Annotated in this window: 9 protein-coding genes and 3 pseudogenes; 2 read left to right on the forward strand and 10 right to left on the reverse strand. The window is 59.5% G+C overall.

All coding sequences use genetic code 11. The features are described from left to right. Positions 1-350: 350 nt before the first annotated feature. From GHK62_RS26775 to GHK62_RS26785, 3 genes and pseudogenes are all read right to left on the reverse strand, one after another. Positions 351-1,233 (reverse strand): IS630 family transposase gene (locus GHK62_RS26775; protein WP_153442026.1). Its coding sequence is split into 2 segments (ribosomal slippage): positions 351-957 and positions 956-1,233, totalling 885 coding nucleotides; the frame shifts between segments, so codons are not numbered across the junction. A gap of 26 nt (positions 1,234-1,259) precedes the next feature. Further along, positions 1,260-1,702: pseudogene (locus tag GHK62_RS26780) on the reverse strand (DNA-binding domain-containing protein); the annotation flags it as partial. Continuing rightward, positions 1,654-2,385 (reverse strand): hypothetical protein, encoded by a 732-nt coding sequence (locus GHK62_RS26785; protein WP_153442027.1) that lies wholly within the window; start codon positions 2,383-2,385, stop codon positions 1,654-1,656. The pseudogene GHK62_RS26780 and the gene GHK62_RS26785, both read right to left, overlap by 49 nt. Before the next feature lie 726 nt (positions 2,386-3,111). Between GHK62_RS26785 and GHK62_RS26790 the strand changes: the two genes are divergently transcribed. Continuing rightward, the gene (locus GHK62_RS26790) at positions 3,112-3,645 is read left to right on the forward strand and encodes a hypothetical protein (protein ID WP_153442028.1); all 534 of its coding nucleotides are present in this window, start codon (positions 3,112-3,114) and stop codon (positions 3,643-3,645) included. 170 nt (positions 3,646-3,815) lie between these two features. On the opposite strand, the pseudogene GHK62_RS26795 reads toward GHK62_RS26790, so the two are convergent. The 6 genes and pseudogenes from GHK62_RS26795 to GHK62_RS26825 form a co-directional block, all read right to left on the reverse strand. Beyond that, positions 3,816-4,171 (reverse strand): annotated as a pseudogene (locus tag GHK62_RS26795) (type II toxin-antitoxin system HicB family antitoxin). After that, complete coding sequence (locus GHK62_RS26800) at positions 4,168-4,422, reverse strand: type II toxin-antitoxin system HicA family toxin (RefSeq protein ID WP_153442029.1); 255 nt, start codon at positions 4,420-4,422, stop codon at positions 4,168-4,170. Before GHK62_RS26800 ends, GHK62_RS26795 begins: the two are co-directional and overlap by 4 nt. Before the next feature lie 400 nt (positions 4,423-4,822). Then, on the reverse strand, positions 4,823-5,374 hold the full coding sequence (locus GHK62_RS26805; protein WP_234887075.1) for a hypothetical protein: 552 nt from the start codon (positions 5,372-5,374) through the stop codon (positions 4,823-4,825). A gap of 81 nt (positions 5,375-5,455) precedes the next feature. Continuing rightward, positions 5,456-7,246: a di-heme-cytochrome C peroxidase gene (locus GHK62_RS26810; RefSeq protein ID WP_153442030.1), complete on the reverse strand. Its 1,791-nt coding sequence runs from the start codon at positions 7,244-7,246 to the stop codon at positions 5,456-5,458. A gap of 51 nt (positions 7,247-7,297) precedes the next feature. After that, a complete protein-coding gene (locus tag GHK62_RS26820; protein WP_234887076.1) occupies positions 7,298-9,361 on the reverse strand; it encodes a catalase family protein in 2,064 nt (687 codons plus the stop codon). A 45-nt stretch (positions 9,362-9,406) separates the two neighbouring features. Next, the gene (locus GHK62_RS26825) at positions 9,407-11,041 is read right to left on the reverse strand and encodes a cytochrome c (protein ID WP_234887077.1); all 1,635 of its coding nucleotides are present in this window, start codon (positions 11,039-11,041) and stop codon (positions 9,407-9,409) included. Positions 11,042-11,934: 893 nt separating this feature from the next. On the opposite strand from GHK62_RS26825, the gene GHK62_RS26835 reads away from it, so the two are divergent. Then, the gene (locus GHK62_RS26835) at positions 11,935-12,324 is read left to right on the forward strand and encodes a 3-hydroxyacyl-CoA dehydrogenase NAD-binding domain-containing protein (RefSeq protein WP_153442032.1); all 390 of its coding nucleotides are present in this window, start codon (positions 11,935-11,937) and stop codon (positions 12,322-12,324) included. 559 nt (positions 12,325-12,883) lie between these two features. Here the strand turns inward: GHK62_RS26835 and GHK62_RS26840 are convergent. Continuing rightward, a pseudogene (locus GHK62_RS26840) lies at positions 12,884-13,192 on the reverse strand (isocitrate/isopropylmalate family dehydrogenase); the annotation flags it as partial.

Genomic DNA, 13,192 nt, shown 5'->3' on the forward strand with positions numbered 1-13,192 from the left:
GCAATTGGCATGCCACCAAAAGGATTGTGAGCAGCGACCCCAAATCGGAGGAGTCGACCCTGGCCGGCTTGATCCTAACCCTTAGGATGTCTGGATCTGAACACAGATTGTCGTCAATCGGACGCGGACAAAATGCTGTGACCGGCTTTGGCACCGGCTGACGCCAGAGTTCTCGGTTGAGAATTGCGCGTCTGAGAGCGGGATTGAGCAACAGGCGATCGCCGGGGCCGGTCGCGTTGCGCAGCCGTGTGTTGCTGTTAGCGTGGCTGCATAGGGCCGCAGGTGTGATCCGAGCGCCAAATGCTGGCGCCGTTCGCTGCATCCGGCGACCCATCTAGAGCAGATCCTGTTTAATCTGGGTCATATCCTGCTGCCTTGAAGTAGTTGGCGCATTCTGCGGCCGTGAAGCGGGGCATCAAGGCGCCCACCGCATCCCACAAAGCGTCGATCTTTCGCTCTGCCCGAGCCCGCAACATGGCTCTCAATTTCGAGAATGCGTTCTCAATGGGATTGAAGTCAGGACTGTAGGGCGGCAGGAACATGAGTTTGGCGCCTGCGCGCTCGATGGCATCGCGCACACCGGCTGTTTTGTGTGCAGGCAGATTATCCATCACCACGACGTCCCCGGTCTGAAGGGTTGGCAGCAACACCTGCTCGACATATGCCAGGAAGACATTGCCGTTCATTGCTCCGTCGTAGACGAAAGGGGCGGTCATGCCCGTGAGGCGCAGCGCACCGGTGAACGTCGTTGTTTTCCAATGGCCGTGCGGCACGCCTGCTCGACAACGCTCGCCTCGAATTGCGCGTCCGCGTAGGCGCGCCATTTTTGTCGACAGTCCGGTCTCGTCTATAAAGATCAGCTTTTCTGCATCGAGATCGAGCTGGCCATCAAACCAGGCTCGCCGGCGCTTCAGGACATCGAGTCGAACCTGCTCCAATGCATGTGCGGACTTTTTTAAACGTCCACCCGCGGCGTCGCAGCCAAGCACCGAGCGCGCTCCGGCTCATGCCGACCCGCCGCTCAACGCACAGACGCTCGACCATTTCGTCGAGCGTCACGTGCTTTCGATCGTCGATCATATCGACAACGAACGCCTCGTGTGCATCCAAGCTCGAGGACCTTCGCCAACCTTGCGGCCCTGATGTCGGTTCACCATCGCTGGCCCTTGCGATCCAGCGTATTGCCGTCGAAATCCCAACCCCAAACCGGGCGGCAGCCTGCCGCGCGGACATGCCTGCCGCAGACGCTTTCAATACGCGTACGGACGGCCGACGAAAACACCCGCATGTCGACAACCTCCATGAAATTGATGTCGGTCGGGGTATGGTCAATTTGACAAACGTCGAGCGGGTGCGGCGCATGGATATAGCCGGGTCGCGGCTTGAGCCGCAGCAAGTGCTTCGGATTGGCGGAGCGCTTCTTCGCAATCTCTTCAGCCGAAAAGAACGCCGGTATGCGCCGGGCAACCGTGACATAGGACGGAAGGGCAAGACCGGCTTCCTCACAGCGGGCGCGGATCTCGGCAACGACGGGGGCGAGTGGGGGCGCCTCGAGCTTCAGCCAGTGCTCGCGCAGTGTCGTGCTGATGATTTCCTCGACCTTCTCCGGCAGCCGCTTGCGCCGACTGACGGTGGTGCGAGGCAGCAGGGCTGTTACCGTCCGCTCCGTGCGATAGCGGGCGAGGAGATAGTAGATTTCGCGATGACTTTCCGCGATTTGAGAAGCGCCTTAAGGACCTTGTCGTCGAAATAAGGTCTCGGCATCACCACGCCGAGAAGCTGATCCTTGATCGAGACATCTCGGTCCGACTGCAGCTCGATGGTTAGAGTACGATCGTCAGTCTCTAGCTGTTCCCCATTATACATCGAGCATAAAGCCATTATTTCCGAGTGGCGGATATTCAGGCGTTTTCGATGAACGACTTCCTGCGTGGGTTTGGTGTTTCCAAAAAAATAGTCCCGGTCGCTTCCGAAAAAAATGTCGATCAAGAGGTCGATCGGATTGTCGTTCTCCGAGAGTTCGTAGCCCGCAGGGTCAAACTCGCTAAGGTAATCGGGAAGGCGCCCTGAAAAGAACGCACCAGAATCGAAAGGGAAGACCCGCTTCATGGTAAGGAGGCAGGTGGACTTCAGTACAAGCACGAACGGCAGTTGCCACTGTTTCGGGCGCGCATGGTAGCGACGATATGCTGGTCGTCCATGGAAGAAATAAGCCAGGTTTTCGCCGCAAAACGTGTCGCACTCGGTGACGGCTACCTTCTCCTCGGTCAACATCCGGATGAGATTTTTCGATTCCGAGCTGTGAACGATCGGGAGTGCGGTGCGAAAGTTGGTGCCCTGCTCTCGGAGGAACTCCAACAGAGTGTATTCTTTCAGCCCGTCCATTCACCGTTCCCTCTGCGCCGCGGCGATACTGAAGCGATTCTGTGGAATGCACCACAGCATTACGTCAAAGGCTACTGTACTTCTAGAGGATTGGCAGCGGGCGAGGGCAATCACACGTGCCAAATTGTCGACAGCTATGGGCAGTCTCGCGGCCAATTGAGTCGTCCGCGCAATCGCATTAACTGATCTGTAGCCTCCAAATTCTATACATTTGCCGGAATGGAGAAAAGCATGTTTGATCAGACGCTTGAGTACTTTTCCGGTTATCCCATGATCTTGGCTCCTAACGGTCCAGAACGACTTCGTCGCGCGAAGCTGGATGGGCGCCCGCTCGATCTTTACTTAGATCGTCGAGGCAATCGGGTCCAGGTAAGGCACCTGACGAGAGACTTTCACCTCTATATACTAGTTTCGCGGACTTCAGCTGTGTTCGACGGCCGTGCAGTTTGGGATCCCGTTACTAGGACCGTTCAGACTCAGATTAAGTTCGAAACCCGCCCTGAATGCACTGTGGTTCCGGCCCTCCTCGTACTAGACGGGAGTTCGCCGTATGACTTGCCCCATGGGTTAGACGTCGCAAATCTCGTTAACGTGCTTCCGGCTGCTTCAGCGGCAGGAGGGGATTTAACGGGACTTCGATTTATACACGGCGATGGCAGTGAGGTCGGGCTTAGGCTATCGCCAGATCTCTTTCACTTCATCAAGTTTAGAGCTAGCGATGCCAATTTGACGGACTTCAAGGTCGAATACATCGGAATTGCGTGCGGGCCGAACGGTGATGTCAGTGTGTTCGATCGGGCAAGGGCCCACGAACGGGTGAATGAGATCCAAGGCGATTTGCAACAGCACTATCGCAATCGGGATCTCTTCATCCTTGCCTACGACCCGGGATATGTCTTGAGGGGGCTCACCACCATGTCATCGTCAGCGGTTGTGGAGAGCATAGTCAAAGGCGGGATCGTGAGCGCGTATGAGGCTATGGAGGCCTCACTCATTAGCTATTTCCAACCGACCTACAACATAGAGTTCAAGAACTTCCCCAAGTCACGCCCAGGTTGGCTGCAGGGGGATCTTTATTCACTGAACGGCGTGTCGCTGCGCGTAAGTCGGATAGCCGCGACACTTGTTTCCGACAGTTCATTTAACATCCCAGGTGCGAGATGGACTTTTGGCCGGCTTTGGTCTGAGGCAAAGGCAGCGCAAGCGGTTCACTTTGTCGACCTGCCCAATCTGATGTCAACAGAAGGTAATTGGCTCTGAAGAGCAGTGGTTTGATCGCTGCGTCTGTAGTAAAGACCTCGTACGATTTGTGCTGTGTTTGTTTCCGATTTGGGGAATTTAGGATCGCATAATGTATCGAATGGAACGCCAATTCATCGGACACGCCGATGGGCGGTACGGTGAAGGGAACGACGATGGCCGCAACGGCACTACGCCGACAGGCGCGCCTCGGCAAAATGGTCGGCGGCTTCTTCCAGCACCTCTTCTGCCCACTGGTTGAGGCTCTTTCCCGAAAGCTCAGCAGCAAGAGCTGCTCGGCGATGGACTTCGGGAGCGACACGAAACATCATCTTCCCAGAATAGGGTCGCTGAGGCTCTTTGCCGATTTTCCTGCAGGTCTCGAGGTAGTTATCGACTGCCTCATGGAAGGCTTTCTTGAGTTCAGCGACCTGTCACCGTGAAAGCCGATTACATCGGAGATACCTGCAATCTTGCCGAAAAACACTTCGTCCTCAGCGTCGAATTCTATGCGAGCGTGATACCCGTTGTAGGTCATGGTGTTCATGGCGTTACTCCAATCTGCATCAGGAACTCGCGAGCATCGCGCACCTGATAACGCTTTGCTTCCTTGTCCGGATGAGGTCGATGGAAGCTCGCAATGATGCCGTCTTTCTCAAACTTAACGCGGGAAGCGTTCCCCTCAATGACGTCCGCTCCGGCAGCCACAAGCAGGCTCTCTATAGCGGCCGATTCAATGGTTCCCGAGACCGGGTCCTTGAATACGGCCGCGAGGGTCTTTCTCTGCTTGCTGTTCATGCTAGCAAATATAGAGACGCTTGCTGATTATGCAAGCACAAACTCAACAGCATCTTGAATTCATCCCAAAGATCGAATGAGTGGCCGTGGTGGGGCAATAATCACGGGTCGGCAGTTCGTATCCCTTCAACTGCGCCAATTGTGAAACGGATCGCGCAAGCAGCGCGACCGCCGCACTTTTTAGGCGGCGGATTTCACGACTGCCCTTGTCATCCACCCGCGCCCGCTGGAGCCCTCTATCTTTGTCGCCCTTGTGATGAAGGGCGATGACCTGCCAGTTGCGAGAATTGAAAACCGCGCTGCCGGAACTGCCAGGCTCAGTGGGCGCGGTTTATTGCACATGACGAACAGCACTATCGACCGGCGTGCCGTTTCGGACACAGCAAGTGTCCCCCCAACTTCAATGCCAACCCACTGATGAAGGATGCTTCGTCAATAGAGCTTGGAAGAGGAGCGAACTGGCGACATAGGGGCGTGGGCTGAGGGTACCCGTCGCCTCCAACGCCTCAGCCCCAATCGCCGTCAAAACGTTGGCGTTGAGAACCGAGATGACCGGCCGCCCGCCCGCCAGGTCTTCGAGCGACAGGAGGTCGGGTGAGCCGTCGGGGGAAACCAGCGTCGGGCGGGTCACCCAGGAGCGGTAAAGACGGCCGAGAGTGAAGCGGATGTCCTGGCTGCCGGGGGCGGGACTTGGGAATGTCGCGGGAGCCTCGCGGCCGCCGGCGGCGATCACGCCAATGGCGGCGGTGATCGCGCCAGCAGAGGCCCCGGAGAGCGCCTTAAGGCGAACGTCGTAATCGGGCAAGTCGGGGGCACCTTCCGCCTTCGCCTTTTCCCATGCGTCGAGTGCCTGGATCAGAAAGTCGAAGACGCCGGCCGAATAGGCTCCCGCCGAAATCGCGCCCGACATCGCAATGCCGATTTCGAAGGTCGGTTTAGAGCCGTCGGCCATCACTGTTCCCTCAGTTGAGCGCCGCCGCATTCATCCCTGCGGGCGGCCCTGACGTGTTCGCGCGCGGCTCCCGCCGGCTGTCTACAATGTCTTCAGGTATGCGATGAGCGCCGCCTTCTCATCCGGCTTCAGCGCCGGGCCTATGACGCCTGGGCCGGGAGTATCGCTGAATTCGTGACCGGCATTGCTGTTGCCCGGCTTCGAGGTGTCGAACTTGAAGCCACCCTTCAATTCTTCCGTTCGGTAGCCAAGCTTTTCCGGGTCGTATTCGCGATTGCCGAGCCAGAACGTCTTCGGCCGTTCGCTTACCGGGGAAAGCAGGGCATCGATGGTCGGCACCGAGCCGTTGTGCAGGAAGGGCGGCGTCGCCCAGATGCCGTCGAGCGGCCGGGCCTTGTAGGCGAGCGGCGCCTGGATGTCGTTCTGGCGATTGCCGTTCATGATCTCCCGTCGCTCGGCCGGCACCGGCGGCGTCTGGCTGTCGTACCAGCGAGCGGACGTCTTGGCGACGACCTCGCCGAGCGCGCCGCCGAAGGAGTCGGTGTCGATGCCGAGCTCGGGGGGAAGCTTGACTTTGCGCTCCGCCATGCCTTTGGCCTGGGCCGGATCAGTGCCGATTTTCTCGACCTTGATGATGGGCACGCGAAGATAGCGCTCGCCGGCCGAATTCTCATCCGTCCAGTGCTTCTGGTCCCAAAAGCCCGCACTGCCGACCGGTGGCAAATGGCAGCTCTGGCACCGGTCTGCGTAGAGCGCGGCGCCCTTGGTTGTGAGCTCCGTATTGATCGGACCGAACAGGTCGGAAGGCCAGCGCGGGGGACGCAGGCCGGTAAAGCCGGTCTCCGCAGTCGGTTGCTTGCCGGCCAACTGCTGCTCGATCTCGAAAATGGTATCGACCTTCACCGTCGAGGCAAAGAGCGGCTGCTCCGACTTGGTGAGGTTGATGAAGGCACGGACCCCCAACGCTTCGCCGGCATTGCGCACCATCGGCTGCATGATCGAGGCATTATACTGGACCCAGTCGAACCAGGACGTGTCCCAGATATGCGGGAAGGCGACCGGCGCGGACTGGGCGGCGTAGTTCTCCGGCCGCTCGAGATCGAGCGAGAAGACCTGGTTGCCGATCCGGTTGAGTGCATCCAACCGGCCGAACCCCTCTTCGATGCTCTTTTCAGCTACCTTCTTGTCGAGATCGACTTCGATCCTGCCACCCGCCAGCACCTTGTCGAGCTGCTTCTTGAGCGCGGCCTTGGCAGCTTCGTCCGCCTGCGGCCCGAGCACTGCCGTGGCGAAGCGGTCGAAGCGGAAAGGCGCGTAGCGAGTGAAGAACAAGGCCAGTCCCGACGCCTTGCGGAATTTCCCGAGATCGGTTAGTGCCGGCCCGCCATCGATGATCACGGCGGTGCCCTTGTAGGTGAAGCGGCCGGTGTGGCATGCGGCACAGGTCAGCCCGACGGTGGTGAGCGGCTTGCCGGTTGCCGGGTTGAGCCACGGCTGGGCGGTTTTGGGATCGACCAGGTCGCCGCCATGCGCGAAGCCGATTGGAAGGCCGGAAGAATCCGTCGTGATGAAACCGAAGCGGTCGAGATAATCGCTGGACAGGAAGGGCGGCCCGGCCGTCAGCGTGAAGGTGGGCTGCTCCAACGCCGCCAGCCATTCGTAAGGCATCGAGAAGGTCACCGTGCCCTGATCGGCATGGTGCATCCACTCGCGTTGTGCCGGTGACCAGTTCTGTTCGAGCCAGGTGACCTTGTCCACCTTCGGATAGTTGGGAAGATCGACGCTGAACATCCGGACCACATAATAGAGACCGGCTGCGACCAGCACGGCGAGCCCAAGCAGGACAGGCCAAAATCGCGACTTGCGTTTCATGCGTCTTTACCCCCAAACCTTGAAAAACGTCCGTTCCAGCGCGACGGTGCTCTAATTATTTTGAGGCGATGGCACGGCGGCCCGCGCCGCTCGCGCGCCCGGATAGACGATCGCGCGGGCGTGACCGAGCGATGCGTAATCATCGGGACTGGTCGCCAGAGGAATGCGAATACATCCCGGGCTCCGGTTCGGATTCATCTCCAGCCGACTAACGGCCGCCTGGTCGTCGATGACCTCGTTCAAGCGGATTTCGAACATGTCCACCCAGGGGAACCAGTATTCGTTCCACGGCTGGGACGGGTCGAACAGCTCGTGATTGCCGATCGGCGGGGGCGGTGCGTCACGCAGCTGCGCCTGCAGGATGTAGCGGACGTCACTGTGCTTGACCCGATGAATGAAATCCTTGCGCAGGAAGTCGGGAGCCCGGTCGTCGTCAGACACAGCGTCCATGGACGGATGGCCGTTAGCCTTGAATTCGGGGCGCGGCAGACCGCGATCGGGGCCGCGGTCGGCGTTGATCAGGCGGAAGCGGACGTAGCGGCTGACACCAGTTTTGTCGATGAATTCGAAACAGACCCAGGTGTGATATCGCGAATCCGTGAACGAGCCGCGGATCCGATATGCCTCTCGCAATTGATCATCGAGCATCAGGCCGGACTCGACGAGCTTTGCCCTTTCTGCGTCCGGCGTGTGGACGAAGGTCGAGAAGTCGCGGATGCTGCGCACGAAAAGCTGTCGGCCGGCATTCATCAGAATGTCATAGAAGCCGTCGCCATCGGTGCTGGCGCCCGGCTCGAAAAACTTGATCGAGGCGGCGACCCCATCGCGGGCGCGGTCGTCGGCACGACCGCCAGGGGAGGAATGGCGCAGGATGATCGGGAAGAGGCGGCCAGGCACGAAGACGTCGGTTTCAGGAAAGCCGGCCGGCGTGATGCAGCGCGCCTCGCCTTTTGCCACGACGCCGTAGGTGTGCGTCGCACGCCCGTGCTGGAGACTGGCGGCCATGAAATTGAACGTCGCCTGCAGCTTGGCAAGCACTGCCTTGAAGTCGTCATTTATGCCGGCGGTCAGTTCCTCGGGTGAAAGGCGCATGTTGAAGCTCCAGTGTTCGTTGTCGGTCGGCTCGCGGCGAATGACCTGGTTGGTCTCGTGCCGGAGGCCGGAGCTGCTGAGATAGACCCGCCGGCGGACCTCGTTGATCTCGCCAAGCGGCCGGTGTTCAGGCAACGCGTGCCACGGTGTGAAGGAGAGGTTTTCCCCGAAGGCGAGTTGCGCCGCCGAGGTGAAGGTCTGCGGTGGTATGGTGATGCGGGCGACCGCCTCGACCGGTGTCGTCCATTCGACGGTCGGGTTGTCGATGGTGGTTGCACTTGTGTCGTTGTTGAGCTGGACGCAGAAGTCGAAGACCGCCGGTCGCGTCGCCCGGGTGAGGTGGTCGGTCATCGCTTCGCGCAGATAGCCGGAACCGCGGGCCTCGGGGGGAATGGGCGAAACGAGGTTGTCCTTGGAGGGAACCACGGAATAGCGACAGGCCCGTTCGTTGCCCAGTCCGTAAGCATAGGGCACCTGGCTCCAGTAGCGTGCAGCAAGCGGGCTGTCCTGCACCTGCTGGCGAAAGCCGAGAAGCACGGGCAGGTCTTCGGGCCGGTTTTCCTTCAGCCATGCGATGAAGGCGAGCGGCGGTTCACCGCGAGGCGCCGACTGCGCGAAATCAGCCATGAACCGGACATAGTCGCTGGTGTTTCTGATGAAGAACACCGGTTTGTCCGCCAGCACGAAGTCGTGGGTTGCTTCGTCTTCCTCGCCTTCCAGAATCTTTCGGCCGGCGACCCCGGTCAGCTTGATCGCCATGCCGTGAATATCAGGCTTGGTGTCGTCGAGCTGCGCGCCGTTGGAAAAGCGGATATAGGCCGTGTAGGTTTTCGGCTCGGCGAACAGTCCGACCTTAAGGCGCTCAGGAAGGTTCGCTAGCACCTCAAAGGTCGCAACGACGCAGCCATGCTGCTTGTAATGCTGGCCACGCAAACCGGGGCCGGTGCTGCGCATCAGCAGCCGCTGCAACTCGTCGATTTCGGTGATCCCGGCATCGGCGTCGGGCGAGGCTGGTTCGGTCATTGCGCCAGTGCTCCAAGCTATGAGTGGGGTGAATGCGGGCCCCCGCTAGCGGGTTTTCAGATATTCGATGAGGTCCTTGAGGGCATCGGCATATTGCTGGCCACTCCAGTCGAGGCGACGGAGCTTGCCATCGACCACGAGGTTGCGGTCGTGGCCCGTGGCGGCATGACCGTCCTTTTGCGTGTCGTAGACGGTCAGCGTCGGCGAGGTGTCGGCAACGAGCCCGGCAACGGCCGGATCCCAGACATATCCGACCTTCGCAGTGTCGTATTGGATCGCGCCGCGCAAGAATTGCGCCGGGCGGCTCGTCGGCACCAGGAGGTGGTATAACGTCGGAACGGAACCATTGTGCAGGTAAGGCGCGCGTGCCCACACCCCGTCGAGCACCTCGGCGACATAGCCCTGGACCGCCGGCGTCGTGCGGGCGGTGATCACGTCCTCGCCCGCCATCCGGCAGGGACGGACTTCCTCGCCCGTCGGGGTGCGATAGAGGAAATCCTGGTTGTGGCAGCTTGCCTGGAAGCCGGCGGCGAAAAGCTGGAACGCCGCGTCATTGAGGACGGCCGCGCGGTTCATGTCCGTGCCTATATCGCGGAACTGGTAGATTGTGTCGTTGTGCGGCTTGTGGCACACGGCGCAATTGTCTTTAAACAGCGCTTCGCCGCGCAAGGCGCTCGGCATGTCGACATCGAACGGGTAGGGGGCCGGCGGCAGGCCGTCGAGGAAATTGGCGACAACGCCGGTATTGACGAGGTCGATCTTGGAAGGGTCGCCGACGATCGGGAGCTGCGCAGCGATGTTGCGCCAGAACGCCATCTTCACGCTGCCGTCCCACTGGGCTAGCGAGCGTTCCTGTTGGTTCCACACGCTCGGAATGTCGGTAATGGTGGCAAATGGTGGGATTTCTGGATGCGAACTACTCTTGAATGCCGTGGCATCGAAGTTCCGGTTGAGGCCCCCCGCTGCGTTCGGCTGGCATTCGCCGGGGGGCATTGCCTTGGCGACCAACAACTGGAAAATGAGATCGCCGCTGCCATCCTGCTGTCCGGTGCTGAAGCCGGAAAAGCCAGGTCCATTCCAGTTGCCGTAGCTGGTCTGTTTTTGAAGCTCGATCCCGGCTTCGCGCTGAACGGTACCACAGGCGAACGTCGCCAAAATGCCGGGAAGGTTCTTTTTTAAAGCGGCTCGTTGAGCGACTTCGACATTCGGCGTGAAATTCAGGAATCCGGATTTGCCGAAATAAGCCGGAGGATAGAAATACCCGTTCGGTTTGGCATCGATGATAGCTGCGATGCGCTCGGCCGACGCTTTGATCTTTTCAGGCGTGGAGAAGTAGGCTGCCACCGTTCGCGAGTAGGCATCCCGCCACTTGCGCACGTCCATCTTCGTGTTCGGCGCACCGTCGACGAGCGCCGGTCCATCCGGCGTCTGTACCTGTCCAATGTGGCAGGCGCCGCAGGCAAGCGTCACGACATCGAGCCCGGGCTTGGCGAAATCGATCTCTCCCAACGGATTGCCGCTAGCATCGAGGGGGCGGCCCGCGGTAGAAGCGATGCCGAGGCCGAGCGGCAGCGGCCGCGATTTGTCATCCGGATCAACAAAGAAGCCGAAACGCCCGAAATTCTCATCATTTCGGCCCCAAATTTCTGGCGCGAGATCGGGTAACACGCGCTGGAGCAAATAAGGTACGCCGGTAAAGCCATTGCCCGCATTCGCGAACCACGACGAGCCGACCGGATTCTGGTTTCGGAAGGCGGTCCGTTCGCCATCGCACCCAGCGCGAATCTCTGTCCAACTGATTGTCGTATCCGCACTCAGGTCATCTCGCGCCGAACAGGCGGGGTTTGCTGCAGCTAGCCCGTGGCTCGCGAAAATCCAGAGTGACGCACCGTAGCCCAGCGCCAAAAAGTGCAGAGCAAAAGGGAGACGTTCACGACGGTGAGACGGCATTCTAACCTCGGTCATTGCTTGCAAGGAGCTGATGGACGGGTAGGGCAGATTTTAGGAGAAGCTGGCATGGAATGGCGCGCCCAGATGGAAATCCCCGCGCGCCGTTATACACGCATAAGTATTGGCATGGGCTGGGAGGATTGCAATCCTCAAACGACAGATTTTGTCCATCCTTTACTTTGTTGCCATGGCTTGGTTAGTCTAAATGATATTATTATACTACTAATTCGACTTTCGATTTGGATCTAGTCTGGGTTCATTGCCGCCGAGTTGAAGTGTCATGGGGATTGACATTGCGGCCGCAAGACCTCCTTTCTGTCCCCCGAGGTATCGCGCACCGTTCCGATGACTGTCATGCGGTTGCGCCTCACTTTACATTCATCCCTTGGAAGCCCATTCACACGCTCAACGGTATAGACGGGTTTCGGCCGATGAGACGTTCCCGAGGAGCTGCTACCAAGATGGCGTTATGATCAGCCAATGGAATGGCTAGCAGGTGATCTTCCGAGCCTTGAAGGCGCGGCAGTGATCAGGGTGTTCGACATGAGAGTCGCCTCAAAGCCGCAATGTAATGCGGCACCAGGCGTTGAGGCAGGTGGCAGTTACAGTTCGACGAGGGGAAGATGACAGACTTTGGAGTGGTGGGAGCAGGGCATATGGGCAGCGGCATAGCGTGCGCGTTTGCCTTAGCTGGGTTCGATGTCACCTTGATGGATATCGACGTGGATGCGCTTGCGCATGCCGTTGATCGCGTTGCAGTGCAGATCGATGAAATGATCGCGCGCGGAGATGCCGAACCTGCCGATAAGACGGCCGCCATTGCTAGGGTCGCCACCACCGCGAACCTGACAGATCTCGGTGCTAACGATCTGATAGTGGAGACTGCAACCGAGATTGAAGCCGTCAAACATCGGATTTTCGCCGAGCTGACGCCTCACCTGAAACCGCAGACAATTCTCACCTCAAAAACGTCTTCGTTTTCGGTCACCCGCATGGTGTCGCTTGGCAGATAAACGTGAGAATGCGGCTGTTTCAGTTGGGCTTGGCATTTAAAGCTGAGAATCCGAGCGGCAGGATTCTCAAATTAACTGCAATTGCGAAGACGTCATCGATCGGCATGTATGGACCATGATCTCGTCGATGGCTACTCCGGCCAGCAGAGCTGGTCGCAGATGCAGTGGCAGGATCGGACTTGCCGGTGTCGGCAGGCTCCCCCGTTCGACGACATCATCGAGATCTGGAATGATTGCGCCGAGCACCCTCAATCGCCGCGGTTCGTACCCTCGGAGAAGGGGCCTCGGCACGCGTCGCATCAGGAGCAGGCGCGATCTCGGCCGGCGATGTCCAGGCTCGGGCGCCGCGCTCGGCTTCATTGTCGAGGAGCCGTTCTCCTAGACCGCGTCGAGCCTGAGCTGCCCAAGCAAGCCGACGGTGCCTCCTCAGCCGCCGTCGTGACCATGACTTGGGATTTTCAACGGTTTGCCGATGTCCGGACAGGCTCCGGACGTGTTTTCGTCGAACCTCATCGGCAGATGCCGAGAGAAGAAGGTCAGGCGTCGATGTGCCGGCTCGGGCCGAAAGCGCGTTGAACTCGGCGAGGATCGCGTTGCCCATCTCGGTGGTGCCGACCTGGCTGCAGCCTTCCGCCATGATGTCGCCGGTGCGGATGCCCTTGTCGAGCACGTTGGCGATCGCCTTTTCGAGGTTGTCGGCTTCCTTCACGAGGTTGAAGGAATAGCGCAGGCACATGGCGAAGGAGGCGATCATGGCGATCGGGTTGGCAATGCCCTTGCCGGCAATGTCCGGTGCCGAGCCGTGCACGGGCTCGTAGAGCGCCTTGCGCTTGCCGGTCTTCGGATCCGGCGCGCCGAGCGAGGCGGA

This window comes from Sinorhizobium terangae (assembly GCF_009601505.1).
GTDB classification, from domain to species: Bacteria; Pseudomonadota; Alphaproteobacteria; order Rhizobiales; family Rhizobiaceae; genus Sinorhizobium; species Sinorhizobium terangae.

Bases quoted from the DNA above. Each gene is read 5' to 3' on its own strand.
- GHK62_RS26785 (WP_153442027.1), bottom strand. From the start codon at position 2,385: ATGGACGGGCTGAAAGAATACACTCTGTTGGAGTTCCTCCGAGAGCAG.
- GHK62_RS26800 (WP_153442029.1), bottom strand. From the start codon at position 4,422: ATGAACAGCAAGCAGAGAAAGACCCTCGCGGCCGTATTCAAGGACCCG.
- GHK62_RS26805 (WP_234887075.1), bottom strand. From the start codon at position 5,374: ATGGCCGACGGCTCTAAACCGACCTTCGAAATCGGCATTGCGATGTCG.
- GHK62_RS26810 (WP_153442030.1), bottom strand. From the start codon at position 7,246: ATGAAACGCAAGTCGCGATTTTGGCCTGTCCTGCTTGGGCTCGCCGTG.
- GHK62_RS26820 (WP_234887076.1), bottom strand. From the start codon at position 9,361: ATGACCGAACCAGCCTCGCCCGACGCCGATGCCGGGATCACCGAAATC.
- GHK62_RS26835 (WP_153442032.1), top strand. From the start codon at position 11,935: ATGACAGACTTTGGAGTGGTGGGAGCAGGGCATATGGGCAGCGGCATA.